This window comes from Tenacibaculum piscium (assembly GCF_021390715.1).
Classification (GTDB): Bacteria; Bacteroidota; Bacteroidia; order Flavobacteriales; family Flavobacteriaceae; genus Polaribacter; species Polaribacter piscius.
In genome coordinates, this window is sequence record NZ_JAJGWT010000003.1 from 100,005 (window position 1) to 119,343 (window position 19,339).

Annotated in this window: 33 protein-coding genes; all 33 read right to left on the reverse strand. The window is 34.2% G+C overall.

Going from position 1 to position 19,339, the window contains the following annotated elements:
* Positions 1 to 114 precede the first annotated feature (114 nt).
* The 33 genes from carA to rpsL all read right to left on the reverse strand — a co-directional run bounded on the left by carA (position 115) and on the right by rpsL (position 19,157).
* Positions 115 to 1,230, reverse strand: coding sequence for a glutamine-hydrolyzing carbamoyl-phosphate synthase small subunit (gene carA / locus L0U77_RS04115; RefSeq protein ID WP_233897399.1), 1,116 nt, complete (start codon positions 1,228 to 1,230; stop codon positions 115 to 117).
* A gap of 103 nt (positions 1,231 to 1,333) precedes the next feature.
* Positions 1,334 to 1,807, reverse strand: a complete 474-nt coding sequence (gene rplQ / locus L0U77_RS04120) for a 50S ribosomal protein L17 (RefSeq protein ID WP_101916644.1) — start codon at positions 1,805 to 1,807, stop codon at positions 1,334 to 1,336.
* A gap of 60 nt (positions 1,808 to 1,867) precedes the next feature.
* Positions 1,868 to 2,860 (reverse strand): DNA-directed RNA polymerase subunit alpha, encoded by a 993-nt coding sequence (locus L0U77_RS04125; protein WP_101916645.1) that lies wholly within the window; start codon positions 2,858 to 2,860, stop codon positions 1,868 to 1,870.
* A gap of 94 nt (positions 2,861 to 2,954) precedes the next feature.
* Entirely contained in the window at positions 2,955 to 3,560 is a 606-nt protein-coding gene (gene rpsD, locus L0U77_RS04130) for a 30S ribosomal protein S4 (RefSeq protein WP_101916646.1), read from the reverse strand.
* Positions 3,561 to 3,691: 131 nt separating this feature from the next.
* Positions 3,692 to 4,078 (reverse strand): 30S ribosomal protein S11, encoded by a 387-nt coding sequence (gene rpsK / locus L0U77_RS04135; protein ID WP_135543538.1) that lies wholly within the window; start codon positions 4,076 to 4,078, stop codon positions 3,692 to 3,694.
* A gap of 78 nt (positions 4,079 to 4,156) precedes the next feature.
* Complete coding sequence (rpsM, locus tag L0U77_RS04140) at positions 4,157 to 4,522, reverse strand: 30S ribosomal protein S13 (RefSeq protein WP_101916648.1); 366 nt, start codon at positions 4,520 to 4,522, stop codon at positions 4,157 to 4,159.
* Positions 4,522 to 4,638, reverse strand: coding sequence for a type B 50S ribosomal protein L36 (ykgO, locus tag L0U77_RS04145; RefSeq protein ID WP_073316873.1), 117 nt, complete (start codon positions 4,636 to 4,638; stop codon positions 4,522 to 4,524). The genes rpsM and ykgO overlap by 1 nt, the downstream gene beginning before the upstream one ends.
* Before the next feature lie 12 nt (positions 4,639 to 4,650).
* Complete coding sequence (gene infA, locus L0U77_RS04150; RefSeq protein WP_024740627.1) at positions 4,651 to 4,866, reverse strand: translation initiation factor IF-1; 216 nt, start codon at positions 4,864 to 4,866, stop codon at positions 4,651 to 4,653.
* 1 nt (position 4,867) lies between these two features.
* Positions 4,868 to 6,187 (reverse strand): preprotein translocase subunit SecY, encoded by a 1,320-nt coding sequence (secY, locus tag L0U77_RS04155; RefSeq protein WP_101916649.1) that lies wholly within the window; start codon positions 6,185 to 6,187, stop codon positions 4,868 to 4,870.
* Between the two features lie 14 nt (positions 6,188 to 6,201).
* Complete coding sequence (gene rplO, locus L0U77_RS04160; protein WP_101916650.1) at positions 6,202 to 6,651, reverse strand: 50S ribosomal protein L15; 450 nt, start codon at positions 6,649 to 6,651, stop codon at positions 6,202 to 6,204.
* Positions 6,652 to 6,663: 12 nt separating this feature from the next.
* Complete coding sequence (gene rpmD / locus L0U77_RS04165) at positions 6,664 to 6,846, reverse strand: 50S ribosomal protein L30 (RefSeq protein ID WP_101916651.1); 183 nt, start codon at positions 6,844 to 6,846, stop codon at positions 6,664 to 6,666.
* 11 nt (positions 6,847 to 6,857) lie between these two features.
* On the reverse strand, positions 6,858 to 7,382 hold the full coding sequence (gene rpsE, locus L0U77_RS04170) for a 30S ribosomal protein S5 (protein WP_101903633.1): 525 nt from the start codon (positions 7,380 to 7,382) through the stop codon (positions 6,858 to 6,860).
* Positions 7,383 to 7,390: 8 nt separating this feature from the next.
* Complete coding sequence (gene rplR / locus L0U77_RS04175; RefSeq protein WP_101916652.1) at positions 7,391 to 7,741, reverse strand: 50S ribosomal protein L18; 351 nt, start codon at positions 7,739 to 7,741, stop codon at positions 7,391 to 7,393.
* 18 nt (positions 7,742 to 7,759) lie between these two features.
* Complete coding sequence (gene rplF, locus L0U77_RS04180; protein ID WP_233883539.1) at positions 7,760 to 8,305, reverse strand: 50S ribosomal protein L6; 546 nt, start codon at positions 8,303 to 8,305, stop codon at positions 7,760 to 7,762.
* 12 nt (positions 8,306 to 8,317) lie between these two features.
* Positions 8,318 to 8,716, reverse strand: coding sequence for a 30S ribosomal protein S8 (gene rpsH, locus L0U77_RS04185; protein WP_101916654.1), 399 nt, complete (start codon positions 8,714 to 8,716; stop codon positions 8,318 to 8,320).
* 562 nt (positions 8,717 to 9,278) lie between these two features.
* Positions 9,279 to 9,548 carry a 30S ribosomal protein S14 gene (gene rpsN, locus L0U77_RS04190; protein WP_233883541.1) on the reverse strand — a complete coding sequence of 90 codons (270 nt, stop codon included), beginning with the start codon at positions 9,546 to 9,548 and terminating at the stop codon, positions 9,279 to 9,281.
* Positions 9,549 to 9,551: 3 nt separating this feature from the next.
* Positions 9,552 to 10,103 (reverse strand): 50S ribosomal protein L5, encoded by a 552-nt coding sequence (rplE, locus tag L0U77_RS04195; protein ID WP_101907017.1) that lies wholly within the window; start codon positions 10,101 to 10,103, stop codon positions 9,552 to 9,554.
* Positions 10,104 to 10,105: 2 nt separating this feature from the next.
* Complete coding sequence (gene rplX, locus L0U77_RS04200) at positions 10,106 to 10,414, reverse strand: 50S ribosomal protein L24 (protein ID WP_233883543.1); 309 nt, start codon at positions 10,412 to 10,414, stop codon at positions 10,106 to 10,108.
* 12 nt (positions 10,415 to 10,426) lie between these two features.
* On the reverse strand, positions 10,427 to 10,795 hold the full coding sequence (rplN, locus tag L0U77_RS04205) for a 50S ribosomal protein L14 (RefSeq protein WP_058885427.1): 369 nt from the start codon (positions 10,793 to 10,795) through the stop codon (positions 10,427 to 10,429).
* Position 10,796: 1 nt separating this feature from the next.
* On the reverse strand, positions 10,797 to 11,054 hold the full coding sequence (rpsQ, locus tag L0U77_RS04210) for a 30S ribosomal protein S17 (protein WP_058885428.1): 258 nt from the start codon (positions 11,052 to 11,054) through the stop codon (positions 10,797 to 10,799).
* Between the two features lie 18 nt (positions 11,055 to 11,072).
* Entirely contained in the window at positions 11,073 to 11,264 is a 192-nt protein-coding gene (gene rpmC / locus L0U77_RS04215; protein ID WP_058885429.1) for a 50S ribosomal protein L29, read from the reverse strand.
* Between the two features lie 11 nt (positions 11,265 to 11,275).
* The gene (rplP, locus tag L0U77_RS04220; RefSeq protein WP_101916655.1) at positions 11,276 to 11,707 is read right to left on the reverse strand and encodes a 50S ribosomal protein L16; all 432 of its coding nucleotides are present in this window, start codon (positions 11,705 to 11,707) and stop codon (positions 11,276 to 11,278) included.
* A gap of 22 nt (positions 11,708 to 11,729) precedes the next feature.
* Positions 11,730 to 12,455: a 30S ribosomal protein S3 gene (rpsC, locus tag L0U77_RS04225; RefSeq protein WP_101916656.1), complete on the reverse strand. Its 726-nt coding sequence runs from the start codon at positions 12,453 to 12,455 to the stop codon at positions 11,730 to 11,732.
* An 11-nt stretch (positions 12,456 to 12,466) separates the two neighbouring features.
* On the reverse strand, positions 12,467 to 12,871 hold the full coding sequence (gene rplV, locus L0U77_RS04230; RefSeq protein WP_101916657.1) for a 50S ribosomal protein L22: 405 nt from the start codon (positions 12,869 to 12,871) through the stop codon (positions 12,467 to 12,469).
* Positions 12,872 to 12,880: 9 nt separating this feature from the next.
* Entirely contained in the window at positions 12,881 to 13,159 is a 279-nt protein-coding gene (gene rpsS, locus L0U77_RS04235) for a 30S ribosomal protein S19 (protein ID WP_101914885.1), read from the reverse strand.
* Positions 13,160 to 13,162: 3 nt separating this feature from the next.
* Positions 13,163 to 13,987 (reverse strand): 50S ribosomal protein L2, encoded by an 825-nt coding sequence (gene rplB / locus L0U77_RS04240; RefSeq protein WP_101916658.1) that lies wholly within the window; start codon positions 13,985 to 13,987, stop codon positions 13,163 to 13,165.
* An 11-nt stretch (positions 13,988 to 13,998) separates the two neighbouring features.
* On the reverse strand, positions 13,999 to 14,289 hold the full coding sequence (gene rplW, locus L0U77_RS04245; protein WP_101916659.1) for a 50S ribosomal protein L23: 291 nt from the start codon (positions 14,287 to 14,289) through the stop codon (positions 13,999 to 14,001).
* Positions 14,290 to 14,296: 7 nt separating this feature from the next.
* Positions 14,297 to 14,926 (reverse strand): 50S ribosomal protein L4, encoded by a 630-nt coding sequence (gene rplD / locus L0U77_RS04250; protein ID WP_101916660.1) that lies wholly within the window; start codon positions 14,924 to 14,926, stop codon positions 14,297 to 14,299.
* Complete coding sequence (rplC, locus tag L0U77_RS04255) at positions 14,926 to 15,543, reverse strand: 50S ribosomal protein L3 (RefSeq protein ID WP_058885437.1); 618 nt, start codon at positions 15,541 to 15,543, stop codon at positions 14,926 to 14,928. The genes rplD and rplC overlap by 1 nt, the downstream gene beginning before the upstream one ends.
* A 291-nt stretch (positions 15,544 to 15,834) precedes the next feature.
* Complete coding sequence (rpsJ, locus tag L0U77_RS04260; RefSeq protein WP_058885438.1) at positions 15,835 to 16,140, reverse strand: 30S ribosomal protein S10; 306 nt, start codon at positions 16,138 to 16,140, stop codon at positions 15,835 to 15,837.
* A 12-nt stretch (positions 16,141 to 16,152) separates the two neighbouring features.
* Positions 16,153 to 18,270: an elongation factor G gene (gene fusA / locus L0U77_RS04265; protein ID WP_101916661.1), complete on the reverse strand. Its 2,118-nt coding sequence runs from the start codon at positions 18,268 to 18,270 to the stop codon at positions 16,153 to 16,155.
* Between the two features lie 3 nt (positions 18,271 to 18,273).
* Positions 18,274 to 18,750 carry a 30S ribosomal protein S7 gene (gene rpsG, locus L0U77_RS04270; RefSeq protein WP_058885440.1) on the reverse strand — a complete coding sequence of 159 codons (477 nt, stop codon included), beginning with the start codon at positions 18,748 to 18,750 and terminating at the stop codon, positions 18,274 to 18,276.
* A gap of 32 nt (positions 18,751 to 18,782) precedes the next feature.
* The gene (gene rpsL, locus L0U77_RS04275; RefSeq protein ID WP_028887479.1) at positions 18,783 to 19,157 is read right to left on the reverse strand and encodes a 30S ribosomal protein S12; all 375 of its coding nucleotides are present in this window, start codon (positions 19,155 to 19,157) and stop codon (positions 18,783 to 18,785) included.
* Positions 19,158 to 19,339 lie beyond the last annotated feature (182 nt).

Consider the following 19,339-nt stretch of genomic DNA (forward strand, 5'->3'; position numbering starts at 1 on the left):
TTTAATATAGCTTCCTGTGAATAATTTCACAGGAATGCTATTTTTACAATTTCTAATTTATAAATTGAAACTCATTTTTAATTAATTAATTATTACAACTAATTGCTAAAATGATTATGCTTCGGTTTTTGCTTTTTTGATGTTTTCAATAAACTCATCAAATAAATATTCTGCATCGTGTGGTCCAGGACTTGCCTCTGGATGATATTGTACTGAAAACACATTTTTAGATTTCATTCTAATACCAGCAACCGTGTGATCATTTAAATGTACGTGTGTAATTTCGACATCATCGTGCGCTTCAGTTTCTTTTCTGTTGATAGCAAAACCATGATTTTGAGAGGTGATTTCTCCTTTTCCTGTCAATAAATTTTTCACAGGATGATTAATTCCTCTGTGTCCGTTGTGCATTTTATAAGTAGCAATTCCGTTTGCTAGGGCGATAACTTGGTGTCCTAAACAGATACCAAATAATGGTAAATTTCTTTTGATAATTTCTTTAGCGGTATTTTGAGCATCTACTAAAGGTTCAGGATCTCCAGGACCGTTTGAGATAAAATAGCCATCAGGATTAAAACTACTCATTTCTTCAAAAGTAGCATTATAAGGATATACTTTTATGTAAGCACCTCTTTTGACTAAGTTTCTTAAAATATTCTTTTTGATTCCAATATCTAAAGCTGCTATTTTAAGTGGTGCATTTTCATCTCCAACAAAGTAAGCTTCTTTGGTTGATACTTTTGATGCTAACTCTAAACCTTCCATGTTTGGGGTATCGGCTAGCTGTTTTTTTAAGGATTCAATATTGTTTACATCGGTAGAAATAATGGCATTCATTGCGCCATTATCTCTAATATAGGCAACTAAAGCTCTGGTGTCTACATCAGAAATAGCAACGATGTTATGTTTTTTAAACCAGTCAAATAAATTTCCATCAGAATCCTGACGTGAATGCGTAAAACTAAAGTTACGACAAATTAATCCTGCAATTTTAATTCCTTCAGATTCTACTTCGTCATTATTGACTCCGTAATTTCCGATATGGGCATTTGTAGCTACCATAAGCTGACCGAAATAAGAGGGATCTGTAAATATTTCTTGATAACCAGTCATACCAGTATTAAAACAAATTTCTCCAGTTGAAGTACCTTCTATTCCAATAGATTTTCCATAGAAAATAGTTCCGTCTGCTAACAAAACTAGTGCTTTTTTACGTTGTTGATATTTCATTTAGTATGTGTTGTGTAATATTTTGTTTGCAAAAATAAATAAAAAAAAAGGGATAAACATTAAATGTTTATCCCTTTGATATAAATTATAAAAATTTTCATTTTTATTCTTCTTCTTGTGAAGTTTGAGTTTCAACAGCTGCATCAGCAGTTTTAGCTCCACCACGACGGCTACGACGGGTGTTCTTTTTCGCTTTATTTCCTTTAGGGTTGTATAATTCGTTATAATCAACTAATTCTACCATTGCCATAGGAGCATTATCTCCCTGACGGTTTCCTAACTTGATGATACGTACATATCCTCCTGGTCTATCTGCTACTTTTACAGAAACTTCTTTAAATAATTCGGTTACAGCTTCTTTGCTACGTAAATAGCTAAATACTGTACGACGATTATGAGTAGTATCTGTTTTAGATTTTGTAATGATAGGCTCAATAAACGTACGAAAAGCTTTTGCTTTAGCTACTGTTGTGTTAATACGTTTGTGTTCGATTAAAGAACATCCCATATTAGCTAACATTGCTTTTCTGTGCGCTGTTTGTCTTCCTAAATGATTAAATTTCTTTCCGTGTCTCATGACTTTGGTTTTTATCTTTCATCTTGCTACAACCCTTTTTGGGGAGCAAAATATGAAAGGTTAATCTCTATCTAATTTGTATTTGCTTAAATCCATTCCGAAATTAAGGTTTTTATTCGCCACTAACTCATCTAATTCAGTTAATGATTTTTTACCAAAGTTTCTAAATTTCATTAAATCGCTTTTGTTGAATGATACTAAGTCTCCTAAAGTATCTACTTCAGCCGCTTTTAAACAGTTTAAAGCACGAACAGATAAATCCATATCTACTAATTTCGTCTTTAATAACTGACGCATATGTAATGATTCCTCATCATATGTTTCAGTTTGAGCAATTTCATCAGCCTCTAAAGTGATACGCTCATCAGAGAATAACATAAAGTGGTGAATTAAAATTTTAGCTCCTTCTGTTAAGGCATCTTTAGGATTGATAGAACCATCGGTATCGATATCGAAAACTAATTTTTCATAATCGGTCTTTTGTTCTACACGAAAATTCTCAACAGCATATTTCACATTCTTTATAGGAGTGTAAATAGAGTCTGTAAAAATTGTTCCTAAGGGTGCACCTGCTCTTTTATTTTCTTCTGCTGGCACAAAACCTCTACCTTTTTCGATAGTGATTTCAGCGTTAAAGCTTACTGATTTATCAAGGTTAAATAATACTAAATCTGGATTTAATACTTGAAAACCTGACGTAAATTTCTGTAAATCTCCTGCAGTAAATTGCTCTTGACCCGAAACTGCAACTGATACAGTTTCTCTATCAGTTTCTTCAATTTGTTTCTTAAAACGAACTTGTTTTAAGTTTAAGATGATTTCTGTAACATCTTCTACAACTCCTTGAATTGTTGAAAATTCATGATCAACCCCATCAACACGTAATGATGTAATAGCAAATCCTTCTAAAGAAGATAAAAGGACTCTTCTTAAAGCATTACCAACGGTTAATCCAAAACCTGGTTCAAGAGGTCTGAATTCAAATCTACCTTTAAACTCAGTAGATTCAATCATTATTACTTTATCGGGCTTTTGAAAATTTAAAATTGCCATGTATCTTCGTTTTAATTGTTATTTAGTTGCGCGGTTTATTAGTTTGAAGAAATACAGATAAACCCTTTGGCTAAATAACAATATAAATAATTTATTATTTAGAATATAATTCTACGATTAATTGTTCCTTGATATTTTCAGGAATTTGTAATCTCTCAGGAGCTTTGATAAAGCTTCCAGATTTCAAATCAGAATTCCAGCTTAACCATTCGTAAACATTACTATTCGATGCTAATGCATTTTCGATAGCTAATAATGATTTAGACTTCTCTCTTACAGCTACAACATCTCCTGGCTGTAAGTTGTATGATGGAATATTTACGATTGATCCATTTACAGTAATATGACGGTGAGAAACTAATTGACGAGCTCCACTACGAGAGTTCGCAATTCCTAAACGAAACACTACGTTATCTAAACGAGACTCACATAATTGTAATAAAACCTCACCTGTAACTCCTCCAGCAGCTTGTGCGCTCTTGAATAAATTACGGAATTGACGTTCTAAAATACCATACATGTATTTCGCTTTTTGCTTCTCCATTAATTGAGTTGCATATTCTGATTTCTTACCTCTTCTTCTAGCGTTTCCGTGTTGTCCTGGAGGGTAGTTTCTTTTTTCGAAGCTTTTATCTTCTCCAAAAATTGCTTCGCCAAATTTACGAGCAATTTTAGTTTTTGGTCCTGTATATCTTGCCATTTCTTGTTATTTTAGCAGGGATTATGAATTAAGGCGTACTCCTTCGATAATCGGATTCCTACTTTAGTTAAAATATTTTATTTTGCGTACTTCTATGTTACGCTAAAAAAATATAAGTTGATAAAATCAACTTATACTCTTCTTCTTTTTGGAGGACGACATCCGTTATGAGGAATAGGGGTAACATCAATAATTTCAGTTACTTCGATTCCAGCATTATGGATAGATCTGATTGCAGATTCTCTACCGTTACCAGGTCCTTTAACATACACTTTTACTTTACGTAAACCTGCTTCTTTTGCTACGTTAGCACAATCTTCTGCGGCTAATTGAGCTGCGTATGGAGTGTTCTTTTTAGAACCTCTAAAACCCATTTTACCTGCAGATGACCAAGAAATAACGTCACCTTTTTTATTTGTTAAAGAAATAATAATATTGTTGAAAGATGCAGTTACGTGAGCTTCACCAACTGATTCTATTACAACTTTACGTTTTTTTGCTACTTTAGACTTTGCCATGATTTTATAGTTTTAGTAATTTAGTTTTCTAACTTTATAGTTTTACAACTATTATTAGATCTTTATTACTTATCTAACTTATTTTTTCTTGTTAGCTACAGTTTTTCTCTTACCTTTTCTAGTACGAGAGTTATTCTTTGTTCTTTGACCTCTTAAAGGTAAGCCAAGTCTATGACGAATACCTCTTTGACATCCGATATCCATTAAACGTTTGATGCTTAATTGAACCTCTGAACGTAACTCACCTTCAATAGTAAAATTCCCTACTTGCTCACGAATTGCTGCAATTTGATCATCGCTCCAATCTTGAACTTTGATACTCTCATCTATTTTTGCTGCTGCTAAAAGTTCTTTAGCTCTGCTGTTCCCTATACCAAAGATGTAAGTTAAAGCGATAACACCTCTTTTATTCTTTGGAATATCAATACCTGCTATTCTTGCCATTACCCTTGTCTTTGTTTAAATCTAGGATTCTTTTTATTTATTACGTATAATCTGCCTTTTCGTCGTACAATCTTGCACTCGGCACTTCTTTTCTTTAATGATGCTCTTACTTTCATCAGTCTGTGTTTTTAATATCTGTAAGTAATTCTTGCCTTTGATAAATCATACGGACTCATTTCTAACTTCACCTTATCTCCAGGTAAAAGCTTAATATAATGCATACGCATTTTCCCTGAAATGTGAGCCGTAACAATATGTCCGTTTTCTAATTCTACACGAAACATTGCATTTGATAATGCTTCTGTAATCGTTCCGTCTTGTTGAATTGCTGGTTGTTTAGCCATATTATTTTAATGATTTTCTGTTACTGTTACCTGTTTTCATTAAACCATCATAACGACTGTTTAATAAATACGAGTTAATTTGCTGTATGGTATCTATTGCCACTCCAACCATAATGATTAGAGAAGTTCCTCCGAAGAACATTGCCCAGTTTTGAGTTACCCCAAACTTTACAATAATTGCAGGTAAGATAGATAAAGCTGCTAAAAATAAAGATCCTGGAAATGTTATCTTAGATAACACGGCATCTAAATAATTTGCTGTTTCTTCGCCTGGTTTATACCCAGGAACGAAACCATTACTTCTTTTTAAGTCTTCAGCCATTTTATTTGTAGGGATTGTAATCGCCGTATAAAAATAACTAAAAACAACAATCAAGATAGCAAATATAACGTTATACCACAATCCGAAGTTATCGGTTAAACTATTTAATGCTGGAAATTTTTGACCTAAAGCTACTGGTAAAAACATAATAGCTTGTGCAAAAATAATTGGCATTACACCAGATGCATTCAATTTTAAAGGAATGTATTGGCGTGCACCATCAACATCTTTAATATCGGTAACTGCTGTACGACGTGCGTATTGAACGGCAACTTTACGTACTGCGGTAACTAATAATACGGTTAACAAAATCACTACAAACCAAACTATTAATTCGATTAGAATCATCATAATACCTCCTGCTCCTGCTGTTTGTTTAGAAACTAATTCCTGAATAAAAGCTGCTGGAAAATTTGCAATAATACCTACTGTAATTAATAATGAAATACCATTACCAACTCCTTTGTCTGTAATACGCTCTCCTAACCACATAGCAAAAACTGTTCCTGCAGTTAAAAGAATAATTGATGATACCCAAAATGTAACTCCTGTTACTAAGAAAGCTTCAGGTCCTAAACCCATTTGGTTTTGAATAATACCAATATAGGTTGGTGCTTGAAACAATGTAATAGCAATTGTTAACCATCTTGTTATTTGTGTAATTTTCTTACGTCCACTTTCTCCGTCTTTTTGTAATTTTTGCAAATATGGTACCGCGATACCCATTAACTGAACTACAATAGAAGCAGAAATATAAGGCATTATACCAAGAGCCATTACTGACGCTCTAGCAAATGCCCCACCTGTAAATGCGTTTAATAAACCCAAAAGTCCACTAGAAGTACTGTCTTGTAATGCTGATAACTGTGTAGGATCAATTCCAGGTAATGGAACTGCCGACATAAAGCGGTAAACAGCAATTAAACCTAAAGTTAAAAGTAATTTCTCCTTCAACTCTTCTATCTTCCAAATGTCTTTTAATGTATTTATAAAATTCATCATTTACAGTTGTTTTATAATGTAACTACCTCACCTCCTGCAGCTTCAATAGCGGCTTTTGCTGTTGCAGTAAATTTGTGTACGGTTATGTTTAATTTAGCTTTTAACTCACCATTTCCTAGTATTTTTACTAAGTCATTTTTACGAGCTAAACGATTTTCTACTAAAATCGCTAAAGTTACTGTATCTGAAATCTTTCCGTTTTCAACTAATTCTTGTAATTTCTCTAAATTAACACCAACATATTCTTTACGGTTAATGTTTGTGAAACCAAATTTAGGTACACGTCTTTGAAGTGGCATCTGACCTCCTTCAAATCCTATTTTACGAGAATAACCAGAACGAGATTTCTGACCATTATGACCTCTTGTTGCAGTACCTCCTTTACCAGAACCTTCTCCACGTGCTATACGTTTACGGCTCTTTGTAGATCCTACTGCAGGTTTTAAGTTATGTAAACTCATCTTATTATTGTCTTATTTAATTTCCTCTACAGAAACTAAGTGTGAAACTGTTTTTACCATTCCCAAAATTGGAGCTGTTGCATTGTGCTCTACAGTTTGGTTCAATTTGCGTAAACCTAATGCCTCTAACGTTGCTTTTTGACTTTTAAGGCGACCAATTTTACTCTTTACTTGTGTAACTTTAATTTTACTCATCGTCTTAAATTTTAACCGTTAAAAACTTTCTCTAAAGAAATACCTCTTTGCTTAGCAATAGTTGCCGCATTACGTAATTGTAATAAAGCATCAAAAGTTGCTTTCACTACGTTATGAGGATTTGAAGATCCTTGAGATTTTGATAATACGTCTTTAACACCAACTGATTCCAATACCGAACGTACTGCACCACCGGCGATAACTCCTGTACCATGTGAAGCAGGCTTGATGAATACTTTCGCACCACCAAATTTACCTTTTTGTTCATGAGGTAAAGTACCGTCTAGAAGAGGAATACGTACTAAACTTTTCTTTGCATCTTCAATCGCTTTAGCAATTGCAGAAGCAACATCTTTAGACTTTCCTAATCCATGACCTACAACACCATTACCATCACCTACAATTACGATTGCAGAGAAACCAAATGCTCTACCCCCTTTTGTAACCTTAGTAACACGTTGTACACCTACTAATTTATCTACAAGCTCTAATCCGCTTGGTTTTACTCTTTCTACGTTTTTATATCCTAACATAATATAATTTCTTAAAATTTTAAACCAGCTTCTCTAGCAGCTTCAGCTAATACTTTAACTCTACCGTGGTATAAAAATCCATTTCTATCAAAAGAAACAGTTTCAACACCTTTTCCAGCAGCTCTTTCAGCAATTGCTTTTCCTACTGCAGTAGCAGCTTCTGATTTAGAACCAGATGTAATTTCTTTATCTCTTGATGATGCAGATGCAATTGTAGCACCAGTAACGTCATCAATTAATTGAGCATAAATTTCTTTGTTACTTCTGAAAACTGATAACCTAGGTTTAGCAGCTGTTCCAGTAATAACTTTTCTAATTCTATACTTAATTCGTTGTCTTCTTTCAAGCTTTGATAATGCCATAATAATTTCTCTTATTTATTATGCAGATTTACCTGCTTTTCTTCTTAATACTTCACCTACAAACTTAATTCCTTTTCCTTTATATGGCTCTGGAGCACGGAAAGAACGAATTTTCGCTGCAACTTGACCAACTAACTGCTTGTCAAATGAAGATAACTTAATGATTGGGTTTTTCCCTTTATCTGATACCGTTTCAACCTTTACTTCAGGAGCTAAGTTTAAAACAATATTATGAGAGAAACCTAAAGCTAAATCTAACTTTTGCCCTTGGTTAGATGCTCTGTAACCTACACCTACTAACTCTAATTCCTTAGTATAACCATTAGAAACACCTTCAATCATGTTACTGATTAAAGAACGGTATAAACCGTGCGCTGCTCTATGATCTTTACTATCTGATGCTCTTTTAACTGTTAAAACACCATCTTCAATTTCTGCAGTAATTTCAGACTTTAACTCTTGAGTTAATGTTCCTAATTTACCTTTTACTGTAACCACATTTCCGTCTACTTTAACTTCAACACCTTGTGGTAATGCGATTGGATTTTTCCCTATTCTACTCATCGTACAAAGTGATTAATAAACGTAACATAATACTTCACCACCAACATTTTCAAGTTTTGCTTTTTTGTTTGTCATTACACCTCTCGATGTAGAAACAATAGCAATACCTAAACCGTTTAATACTCTTGGCATTTCTTTAGCGCCAACGTATTTACGTAAACCTGGTGTTGAAATTCTTTGAATCTTTCTGATTACTGATTCTTTCGTGTCTCTGTCGTATTTTAAAGCGATTTTGATTGTTCCCTGAACTTTATCTTCATTGAACTGGTAGCTTAAAACATAACCTTGATCGAACAAAATTTTCGTCATTTCCTTCTTCAATTTTGAAGCAGGAATCTCAACTACTCGATGATTTGCTGCAATAGCATTTCTCACTCGAGTAAGAAAATCCGCAATTGGATCTGTATACATAATTAATTAAATTATGGTTTTGGTTTTCAATAATTCTTTTTCTTTGCAGATAAAAGAGACTACCGAACCTGAAACCCGTTAATATTTATTTTTAGTTTTTAAGATAAAATCTCATAAGCATTATACTATATTTAGATAGTATTTACTTACAAGGCACAATTTATCTTACAAAACAGAGTGCAAATATAATAAAAAAAATCAGAAATAAACATTTTTATGAATTATCATTTTGGTTTTTAATCTATTGGCGTATTTAAACCTTTAAAATTATTCATTTTAATAGAAATCAATAATTAAATTTTACGTGTTTTATATAAAGCCTGTTTAAATTTTATTCAATAAAAAAATTCTACAGGAATTCATAAACAACTTATTAATTCAAGAAATTTTTTAACTTCAAAATGAATGAAATTTGCAAAAAATAAAAACCGTCGTATATAGAGGAGACAAAACTAAAATATATTTTTATATAACAAATAATGTCACTATTAAAAGTGACATATATAAAAAAAGCATATCACAAAATTGTGATATGCTTTTTAATTTTTATAAAAAGTGCTGTTTACCAGCTTGCTTTTTTAACACCTGGAATTAATCCATTGTTAGCCATTTCACGGAAAGTAACACGTGAAACACCGAACTGACGCATATATCCTTTCGGACGACCTGTTAATTTACAACGATTGTGCATTCTAACTGGTGATGCATTCTTAGGTAACTTTTGTAAGCCTTCATAGTCTCCAGCTGCTTTCAAAGCCTTTCTCTTATCTGCATACTTTGCTACCGTTTTAGCTCTTTTACGCTCACGCGCTTTCATTGATTCTTTAGCCATCTTCTAGTTCTTTTTAAATGGTAAACCTAATTCAGTTAATAAAGATTTAGCTTCTTTATCAGTGTTTGCAGATGTTACAAAAGTAATATCCATTCCACTAATCTTTTTTACTTGATCAATATTAATTTCAGGGTAGATGATTTGTTCAGTAATACCTAAATTGTAATTACCTCTACCATCAAAACCGTTCGCTTTAATTCCGTTAAAGTCTCTTACACGTGGTAAAGAAGCGGTAACTAATCTGTCTAAAAATTCGTACATTTTAACTCCTCTTAACGTAACTTTCGCACCAATTGGCATCCCTTTACGTAATTTGAAGTTTGCAACATCTTTCTTAGAGATCGTTGAAACTGCTTTTTGACCTGTAATTGTACTTAACTCGTCAATAGCGTATTCTATTAATTTCTTATCTGCTATAGCTGCACCAACACCTTTATTTACAACAATCTTTTGTAATTTAGGCACTTGCATTACATTACTATAACCGAATTCCTCAGTAAGAGCTTTTATAACTCTGCTCTTGTACTCCTCTTTTAATCTTGGTACGTAACTCATTGTTATATTGCTTTATCCGATTTTTTTGAAAATCTAATTTTCTTACCTTCTTCTACTTTATAACCAACTTTTACAGCTTCACCGTTTTCGATTAACGCTAAGTTAGATATGTGTAAAGAAGCTTCCTTTTTTACAATTCCTCCTTGAGGACTAGCTGCAGATGGTTTAGTGTGTTTAGACACCATGTTCACACCTTCTACTAATACTCTGTCCTTATCTCTAAGGATTTGTAAAACTTTACCTTCCGATCCTTTGTGATCTCCTGCTAATACTCTAACAGTATCTCCTGATTTTATTTTGAACTTCTTCATCTTAATGTCGATTTAAAGCACTTCAGGTGCTAATGATACTATCTTCATAAATTGCTTATCACGTAATTCACGGGCAACAGGACCAAATACACGTGTCCCTCTCATCTCCTCAGTAGGATTTAAAAGTACACAAGCATTATCATCAAATCTGATATATGATCCGTCCTTACGTCTAATTTCTTTTTTAGTACGAACAACAACAGCACGAGATACTTGACCTTTCTTTACACTTCCATTTGGAGTTGTAGATTTGATTGTAACAACAATCTTATCACCAACACTAGCGTAACGCTTTCTTGTTCCTCCTAATACTCTAATCACTAAAACTTCTTTTGCTCCAGTGTTATCTGCGACTCTTAATCTTGATTCTGTCTGTAACATATTATTTAGCTCTATCTAGGATTTCTACTAATCTCCAACGTTTAGATTTACTCATAGGACGTGTTTCCATGATCCTAACAGTATCTCCTTCGTTGCAATCGTTATTCTCGTCATGTGCAACGTACTTTTTCGTCTTTAATACGAACTTACCGTACATTGGGTGCTTGGTTCTTTTTACCTCATTAACAACAATAGATTTCTCCATTTTGCTACTAGATACTACACCTATTCTCTCTTTTCTAAGATTTCTTTTCTCCATCTTTAAAACTGACTAGAATTATTGTAATTCTCTTTTAGTTAACTCTGTAGCAATTCTTGCTACAGTTTTTCTTAAGCTTTTAATCTGCATTGGGTTCTCCAATGGAGTTATGGCGTGAGCCATCTTAAGATCCGTATAATTTTTCTTTAACGTCACTAACCTTCCTTGTAAGTCGGTAGTGGTTAATTCTTTAATTGCTGATTGTTTCATTGTATATAGAATTAAGCGTTAAAATCAAAATCTCTTGCAATAACAAACCTCGTTTTAACTGGAAGTTTTTGTGCAGCTAAACGTAAAGCTTCTTTTGCTACATTCATTGGTACACCACCAATTTCAAACAAAATTCTACCTGGTTTAATTACTGAAACAAAATGATCTGGAGCACCTTTACCCTTACCCATACGTACTTCTAAAGGTTTCTTTGTAATAGGCTTGTCTGGAAATATTTTAATCCAAAGCTGTCCTTCTCTCTTCATGTGACGAGTTGCCGCAATACGAGCTGCCTCTATTTGGCGCGAGGTAAGTAAATTCTGATCTAATGATTTGATACCAAACGTTCCGTTAGAAAGTTGAGCACCTCTACCAGAGTTACCTTTCATATTTCCTTTCGCCTTCTGTACCTTACGGTATTTTACTCTTTTTGGCTGTAACATTTTTAATTTCTAATTTTAAAAATTATTTTCTTCTGCGAGGTTGTTGACGTTTAGCATTACCGCCACCTTTATTAGCACCACCTTTTTGTTTAGATAGTCCTGCTAATGGAGATAATTCACGTTTTCCATATACCTCACCTTTCATGATCCATACCTTAATACCTAATCTTCCGTATTGTGTATGTGCCTCAACAAGTGCATAATCGATATCTGCTCTAAAAGTAGAAAGAGGAATTCTTCCTTCTTTATAGTGCTCAGAACGTGCCATTTCTGCTCCATTCAAACGACCAGAAATTTGGATTTTAATCCCTTCTGAATTCATTCTCATTGCTGCTGTAATAGCCATTTTGGTAGCACGCTTGTAAGAAATTCTATTTTCAATTTGACGCGCAACACTAGCTGCTACTAAATTAGCATCTAATTCTGGACGCTTAATTTCGAAAATATTAATTTGAACTTCTTTTCCTGTAATTTTCTTAAGCTCTTCTTTTAACTTGTCTACCTCTTGCCCACCTTTTCCAATAATAATACCAGGTCTAGCAGTAGTGATAGTAACGGTTACAAGTTTAAGTGTGCGCTCAATAATAATTCTTGATACACTTGCTTTAAATAAACGAGCACTAACATACTCTCTTATTTTATAGTCTTCAGCTAATTTATCTCCGTAGTCGTTTCCACCGTACCAGTTAGATTCCCATCCTCTGATAATTCCTAAACGATTTCCAATTGGATTTGTTTTTTGTCCCATATCTACTTTGATTAATTGCTTTTAATTTTAGTACCTAACTCTAAAGTAACGTGATTAGAACGCTTACGAATTCTATGAGCACGACCTTGTGGAGCTGGTCTTAATCTCTTTAACATACCTGCGCTATCTACACAAATAGATTTCACGAATAATCCAGCATCTTCGATACTAGCGTCTTCATTTTTAGCTTGCCAGTTTGCAATTGCAGACAATAACAATTTCTCTAAATTTGTAGCTGCTTCTTTCGAGCTAAATTTCAAGATTTGTAAAGCTTTTTCAACTTCAACACCTCTTACTAAATCTGCTACCAAGCGCATTTTTCTTGGTGATGTAGGACAATTAGTTATTTTAGCGAAAGCTTTAGACTTTCTTGCTTCTTTTAACTGTGTTGCCATGTTATGTTTACGACTTCCCATAATTTCCTACTATTTTTTTCCTTTATTTTTTGCACCAGCGTGCCCTCTAAAAGAACGTGTTGGTGAAAATTCGCCTAATTTATGACCTACCATGTTTTCAGTAACGTAAACTGGTACAAACTGACGTCCATTATGAACGGCAATTGTTTGCCCAACGAAATCTGGAGTAATCATACTTGCTCTTGACCAAGTTTTGATAACTGAAGTACTCTCAGTTTCAACGTTAGCTAACACTTTTTTCTCTAATTTATAGTGAACGAAAGGTCCTTTTTTTAATGATCTTGCCATGGTTTATTTCTTTCTACGTTCTATAATATACTTATTACTAGCTTTAGTTTTAGATCTAGTCTTAAACCCTTTAGCTGGAATACCGTTTCTTGATCTTGGATGTCCTCCTGAAGAACGTCCTTCACCACCACCCATTGGGTGATCCACTGGATTCATACGTACAGCGTTCGTTCTTGGACGCTTACCTAACCATCTAGATCTACCAGCTTTACCAGAAACTAGTAATTGGTGATCTGAGTTCGATACAACTCCAATAGTTGCCATACAAGTTAACAAGATTAATCTTGTTTCACCAGAAGGTAACTTTACTGTTGCATACTTTCCATCTCTTGCCATTAATTGAGCAAATGAACCAGCTGAACGAGCCATAACAGCTCCTTGACCTGGGTGTAACTCAATACAAGAAATTGTAGTTCCTAAAGGAATTTCGCTTAAGAATAAACCATTCCCAACTTCTGGAGCTAAGTTTTTTCCTGAAACGATTACCTGACCTACTTTTAAACCGTTTTGTGCAATTACATAACGCTTTTCACCATCAGCATAACTAAGTAAAGCAATAAATGCCGTACGATTTGGATCGTACTCTATAGTTTTTACTGTTGCAGGAATACCATGCTTATCTTTTTTGAAATCGATAATACGATATTTTTGTTTATGACCACCACCGATGTTACGTGTTGTCATTCTACCCTGGTTGTTTCGACCTCCAGATCGTTTTTTCGGAGCTAATAAAGATTTCTCCGGCTTATCAGTTGTTATGGTGTCGAACCCATTTACAACTCTAAAACGCTGACCTGGTGTTATTGGTTTTAATTTTCTAACTGACATGTTGTCTTTTCTTAAAGATTGTTATAAAAATCAATAGCATGTCCTTCAGCTAACTGAATGATTGCTTTTTTGTATCCACTTGTTATCCCTGTAACTAAACCTTTTTTGGTATGTTTAGTATTTCTTTTAATAGGATAATTCATAGTTTTCACAGACTTAATTGCTACACCGTAAGTTGCTTCAACAGCACTTCTGATTTCCAATTTATTAGCCTTACTATTTACCACAAATGCATAACGATTATTAACTTCGCTATCCTGTGTTGCTTTTTCCGTAATAATAGGTTTTATTAAAATACTCATATCTTTCCTATTTACTTAAATTAGATTGAATTCCTTCTAAAGAGCTTTCAGAAATAATTACTTTGTTAGCGTTTAAAACACTGTAAGTATTTACTCCTGTAGCATTTACAACTTTAGTTCCTTTTAAGTTACGAGATGATAAATAAACATTAGCATTTTCTTCTCCTAAAACGAATAAAGACTTAGTAGTCTCTAAATCTAAAGCTTTTAAAACATTGATAAATTCTTTAGTTTTTGGAGATTCAAAATCGAAATCTTCAATAACTACTAAATTACTATCTTTTGCTTGAATACTTAAAGCAGACTTACGTGCTAAACGCTTTAAGTTTTTATTTAACTTGAAAGAATAGCTTCTTGGTCTTGGTCCAAACATACGTCCACCTCCTCTGAAAACTCCAGATTTAATAGAACCCGCACGTGCAGTACCTGTTCCTTTTTGCTTTTTAATCTTTCTTGTACTACCTGCAATCTCAGCTCTTTCTTTAGCTTTATGAGTACCTTGTCTTTGATTAGCCAAGTACTGCTTTACATCTAAATAAATTGCGTGATCATTTGGCTCAATTGCGAATACCTCGTTAGAAAGTTCAACTTTTCTACCGGTATCTTTTCCTGTAATATCTAAAACTGCTACTTTCATTATTTTTCGATAGTTACAAAAGTATTCTTGTGACCAGGAATTGCTCCCTTAACTACGATAAGATTCTTATCAGCAACCACTTTTAATACTTTTAAATTTTGAACTTTTACTTTGTCTCCACCCATACGACCTGCCATTCGCATTCCTTTGAATACTCTTGCAGGATATGATGCAGCACCAATAGAACCAGGAGCTCTTAAACGGTTATGCTGACCGTGAGTTGCTTGACCAACACCGGCAAAACCATGACGCTTAACAACACCTTGAAAACCTTTACCTTTAGAAACTCCAGAAACATCTACGAATTCACCTTCAGTAAAGTAATCAACACTAATTGAATCACCTAATTTATACTCTCCATCAAAACCTTGAAATTCAATGACTTTTTTCTTAGCAGATGTACCAGCTTTTGTAAAGTGTCCATCTAAAGCTTTATTAGAGCTTTTTGCTTTTTTGTCATCGAAACCTAGTTGTAACGCACTATAGCCGTCAACCTCTTCAGTTCTGACTTGGGTAACCACGCATGGCCCTGCTTCGATTACTGTACAAGGAATATTCTTCCCGTTTTCGTCGAATAAGCTGGTCATACCTACTTTTCTACCTATTAACCCAGACATATTTGTTAATTTTAAGACGATAGATTTAATTTATGTATCCAGCGCGTCTATTAATAATAATTATTTGAAACGAATGTTTCATTTTCCCCTTTTAAGTTTTGAGCAAAAAAAAGAGCTGAAAAAACACCTTCGCTCTGAATTTGTTTTTTACCATCTTTCCCTTGCGAAACCCTCAGGACATGTTAAACTCTGATTAAAAACCAGAATTTGTACACCACAGAACCTAAATTCCGGTGTGCAAAAGTATAAAAAACTTTCGGTTTAAAAAAATTAAACCGAAAGTTAGTTGTATTATACTTTTATTTCAACTTCAACTCCACTAGGTAACTCAAGTTTCATTAAAGCATCAATAGTTTTAGAAGAAGAACTATAGATGTCTAATAATCTTTTGTAAGCAGATAATTGAAATTGCTCTCTAGATTTTTTGTTTACGTGTGGTGAACGTAATACAGTAAAAATCTTTTTATTTGTTGGTAAAGGAATAGGACCGTTTACTACAGCTCCAGTTGCCTTTACAGTCTTTACGATTTTCTCAGCAGATTTATCTACTAAGTTATAATCGTAAGATTTTAATTTAATTCTAATTTTTTGGCTCATCTTAATATCTTATTAACCTTTAGCTTTTGCAATTACATCCTCAGAAACATTTGATGGAGTTTCTGCGTAATGAGAGAATTCCATAGTAGAAGTTGCTCTACCTGAAGACATCGTTCTTAAAGCAGTAACATAACCGAACATTTCAGATAATGGCACTAATGCTTTTACAACTTTAGCTCCAGCACGATCACTCATGTCGTTAACCTGCCCTCTTCTTCTGTTTAAATCCCCTACAATATCTCCCATGTTCTCCTCTGGAGTTAACACTTCGACCTTCATTAACGGCTCCATAATTCTGGCTTTGGCAGCTTTAGCAGCAGCCTTATACCCCATTTTTGCAGCTAACTCAAAAGATAATGCATCAGAATCCACAGGGTGGAAAGATCCATCTCTTAAAGTTATTTTCATTGAATCCATTTCGTATCCTGCTAAAGGACCGTTCTTCATAGCTTCTTTGAATCCTTTCTCTACAGAAGGAACAAATTCTTTAGGAACGTTTCCACCTTTAATTACAGATTCAAACTGTAACCCTTGAACACCCTCATCAGCTGGTTCCATAGTAAATACAATATCAGCAAACTTACCACGACCACCTGATTGTTTCTTATAAACTTCTCTGTGTTCTGCGGAAGCTGTAATAGCCTCTTTGTATTCTACTTGTGGCTGACCTTCGTTAACTTCTACCTTGAATTCACGTTTTAAACGATCAACAATAATATCTAAGTGTAACTCACCCATTCCAGAAATAATAGTCTGTCCTGAAGCCTCATCAGTTCTAACTGTAAATGTAGGATCCTCTTCAGCCAACTTAGCTAAAGCCATACCTAACTTATCAACATCTGCTTTAGTTTTAGGCTCAACCGCGATACCAATTACGGGATCAGGGAAGTCCATTGATTCTAAAACGATAGGATGCTTTTCATCAGATAAAGTATCTCCTGTTTTAATAGATTTAAAACCTACAGCAGCACCAATATCTCCAGCCTCAATATAATCAATAGCATTTTGCTTGTTAGCATGCATTTGATAAATACGAGAAATACGTTCTTTTTTACCTGAACGATTATTTAAAACATAAGAACCAGCGTCTAAACGCCCAGAATAAGCTCTAAAAAAGGCTAAACGTCCTACGAAAGGATCCGTAGCAATTTTAAATGCTAAAGCAGCAAAAGGCTCCTTAACATCTGGCTTTCTTCTTTCTTCTTCACCTGTACTAGGATTTGTTCCGATAACAGCTTCCTTATCCATTGGAGAAGGTAAATAACGACATACAGCATCTAACAAGAACTGAACACCTTTATTTTTAAATGCTGATCCACAAATCATAGGAATGATAGACATATCCATTACAGCAGCACGAAGTGCAGCATGCACCTCATCTTCCGTAATTGAATCTTCATCTTCCATGTATTTTTCTAAAAGATTTTCATCATAAGCAGCAACCTCTTCAATAAGTTTCCCTCTTAATTCAGCAGCTTCTTCTTTTAAATCCTCTGGAATTTCAATTTCATCAAACGTAGCTCCTTGTGTTGCATCATGCCATATAATAGCACGATTCTTCACTAAATCTACAATACCTTTAAACTCATCCTCATCACCAATGTTCATCACAATTGGCACTGCATTTGACTTTAACATATCCTTTACTTGCTGACAAACAGCCATAAAGTTAGATCCCTGACGGTCCATTTTATTCACAAATCCAATACGAGGTACTTTATAGTTATCAGCAAGTCTCCAGTTAGTTTCTGATTGAGGCTCAACACCATCAACAGCACTAAATAAGAAAACCAATCCATCAAGAACTCTTAACGAACGATTTACCTCTACTGTAAAATCAACGTGACCAGGAGTATCAATAATATTAAAGTGATACCCTTTAGTTTCATCGGTAGCTTCACCGTTATTCAATGGAAACTTCCACTCACAAGTGGTAGCAGCAGAAGTAATTGTAATACCTCTTTCTTGCTCTTGCTCCATCCAATCCATAGTTGCGGCACCATCATGTACTTCACCTATTTTATGACTCACACCCGTATAATACAATACACGTTCTGTAGTAGTAGTTTTACCTGCATCAATATGTGCAGCAATACCAATATTTCTAGTAAATTTTAAATTTCTAGCCATTTCTTAGAATCTAAAGTGTGAGAATGCTTTGTTAGCTTCAGCCATTTTATGCGTATCTGTACGCTTTTTAACAGCGGCTCCTTCTTCTTTAGCCGCAGCTAAAATTTCAGCAGCTAAACGCTGTGCCATTGTTTTCTCATTACGCTTACGCGTATAAGTAATCATCCATTTAATTGCCATAGATACTTTACGATCTGGGCGAATTTGCATTGGTATTTGAAAAGTTGCTCCACCAACACGACGAGAACGAACCTCTACATGTGGCATAACATTAGACAAACCGTCTTTCCAAATTTCTAAAGCTGACTTTTCCTCGTCAGTCTTTTTTTCATTTACGATGTCTATTGCATCATAAAATACTTTAAAAGCCACAGACTTTTTACCATCCCACATTAAGTTATTCACAAAACGTGTCACCAATTGGTCATTAAACCTTGGGTCCGGTAAAAGGACTCTTTTTTTCGCTTTTCTTTTTCTCATGTCTTTACATTAAAAAAGTTAGTTGATTAATTTTACTTCTTTGGGCGTTTTGCTCCGTACTTAGACCTACGTTGGGTTCTACCCTCAACTCCTGCAGTATCTAACGCACCACGTACTACGTGATACTTAACACCTGGCAAATCTTTTACCCTTCCACCTCTAACTAATACTATCGAGTGCTCTTGCAAGTTGTGTCCTTCACCTGGGATATACGCGTTAATTTCGTTACCATTTGTTAATCTTACCCTTGCTACCTTACGCATTGCTGAGTTAGGTTTCTTAGGTGTAGTGGTATATACACGCGTACAAACTCCACGTCTCTGAGGACAAGCTTGTAATGCAGCCGATTTACTCTTCTTAGTTATTTTGGTTCTTCCTTTACGAACTAATTGTTGAATAGTTGGCATACTATTATTGCTTGTTTTTAATTTGTACTTAAATTACTCTGTTTTAAAAGAGTGTGCAAACTTACGTTTTTTTTTCTAAACATTCAAATATCAGTAAGTTGTTTTACAAAATATTTATTTTAATCTCCTGAAAATAAAATATTAACACACCAAATCAATAATAACATTATATAGAAACTAGA

Coding starts and splice junctions, on each gene's coding strand:
- carA (WP_233897399.1), bottom strand. CDS start 1,230: ATGAAATATCAACAACGTAAAAAAGCACTAGTTTTGTTAGCAGACGGA.
- rplQ (WP_101916644.1), bottom strand. CDS start 1,807: ATGAGACACGGAAAGAAATTTAATCATTTAGGAAGACAAACAGCGCAC.
- L0U77_RS04125 (WP_101916645.1), bottom strand. CDS start 2,860: ATGGCAATTTTAAATTTTCAAAAGCCCGATAAAGTAATAATGATTGAA.
- rpsD (WP_101916646.1), bottom strand. CDS start 3,560: ATGGCAAGATATACAGGACCAAAAACTAAAATTGCTCGTAAATTTGGC.
- rpsK (WP_135543538.1), bottom strand. CDS start 4,078: ATGGCAAAGTCTAAAGTAGCAAAAAAACGTAAAGTTGTAATAGAATCA.
- rpsM (WP_101916648.1), bottom strand. CDS start 4,522: ATGGCAAGAATAGCAGGTATTGATATTCCAAAGAATAAAAGAGGTGTT.
- ykgO (WP_073316873.1), bottom strand. CDS start 4,638: ATGAAAGTAAGAGCATCATTAAAGAAAAGAAGTGCCGAGTGCAAGATT.
- infA (WP_024740627.1), bottom strand. CDS start 4,866: ATGGCTAAACAACCAGCAATTCAACAAGACGGAACGATTACAGAAGCA.
- secY (WP_101916649.1), bottom strand. CDS start 6,187: ATGAATTTTATAAATACATTAAAAGACATTTGGAAGATAGAAGAGTTG.
- rplO (WP_101916650.1), bottom strand. CDS start 6,651: ATGAGTTTACATAACTTAAAACCTGCAGTAGGATCTACAAAGAGCCGT.
- rpmD (WP_101916651.1), bottom strand. CDS start 6,846: ATGAGTAAAATTAAAGTTACACAAGTAAAGAGTAAAATTGGTCGCCTT.
- rplR (WP_101916652.1), bottom strand. CDS start 7,741: ATGGCATTATCAAAGCTTGAAAGAAGACAACGAATTAAGTATAGAATT.
- rplF (WP_233883539.1), bottom strand. CDS start 8,305: ATGAGTAGAATAGGGAAAAATCCAATCGCATTACCACAAGGTGTTGAA.
- rpsH (WP_101916654.1), bottom strand. CDS start 8,716: ATGTATACAGATCCAATTGCGGATTTTCTTACTCGAGTGAGAAATGCT.
- rpsN (WP_233883541.1), bottom strand. CDS start 9,548: ATGGCTAAAGAATCAATGAAAGCGCGTGAGCGTAAAAGAGCTAAAACG.
- rplE (WP_101907017.1), bottom strand. CDS start 10,103: ATGAGTTACGTACCAAGATTAAAAGAGGAGTACAAGAGCAGAGTTATA.
- rplX (WP_233883543.1), bottom strand. CDS start 10,414: ATGAAGAAGTTCAAAATAAAATCAGGAGATACTGTTAGAGTATTAGCA.
- rplN (WP_058885427.1), bottom strand. CDS start 10,795: ATGTTACAGACAGAATCAAGATTAAGAGTCGCAGATAACACTGGAGCA.
- rpsQ (WP_058885428.1), bottom strand. CDS start 11,054: ATGGAGAAAAGAAATCTTAGAAAAGAGAGAATAGGTGTAGTATCTAGT.
- rpmC (WP_058885429.1), bottom strand. CDS start 11,264: ATGAAACAATCAGCAATTAAAGAATTAACCACTACCGACTTACAAGGA.
- rplP (WP_101916655.1), bottom strand. CDS start 11,707: ATGTTACAGCCAAAAAGAGTAAAATACCGTAAGGTACAGAAGGCGAAA.
- rpsC (WP_101916656.1), bottom strand. CDS start 12,455: ATGGGACAAAAAACAAATCCAATTGGAAATCGTTTAGGAATTATCAGA.
- rplV (WP_101916657.1), bottom strand. CDS start 12,871: ATGGGAAGTCGTAAACATAACATGGCAACACAGTTAAAAGAAGCAAGA.
- rpsS (WP_101914885.1), bottom strand. CDS start 13,159: ATGGCAAGATCATTAAAAAAAGGACCTTTCGTTCACTATAAATTAGAG.
- rplB (WP_101916658.1), bottom strand. CDS start 13,987: ATGTCAGTTAGAAAATTAAAACCAATAACACCAGGTCAGCGTTTTAGA.
- rplW (WP_101916659.1), bottom strand. CDS start 14,289: ATGAGTATTTTAATAAAACCTATTATTACGGAAAAAGCAACACAGGAT.
- rplD (WP_101916660.1), bottom strand. CDS start 14,926: ATGAAAGTAGCAGTTTTAGATATTACAGGAAAAGATACCGGTAGAAAA.
- rplC (WP_058885437.1), bottom strand. CDS start 15,543: ATGTCTGGGTTAATAGGTAGAAAAGTAGGTATGACCAGCTTATTCGAC.
- rpsJ (WP_058885438.1), bottom strand. CDS start 16,140: ATGAGCCAAAAAATTAGAATTAAATTAAAATCTTACGATTATAACTTA.
- fusA (WP_101916661.1), bottom strand. CDS start 18,270: ATGGCTAGAAATTTAAAATTTACTAGAAATATTGGTATTGCTGCACAT.
- rpsG (WP_058885440.1), bottom strand. CDS start 18,750: ATGAGAAAAAGAAAAGCGAAAAAAAGAGTCCTTTTACCGGACCCAAGG.
- rpsL (WP_028887479.1), bottom strand. CDS start 19,157: ATGCCAACTATTCAACAATTAGTTCGTAAAGGAAGAACCAAAATAACT.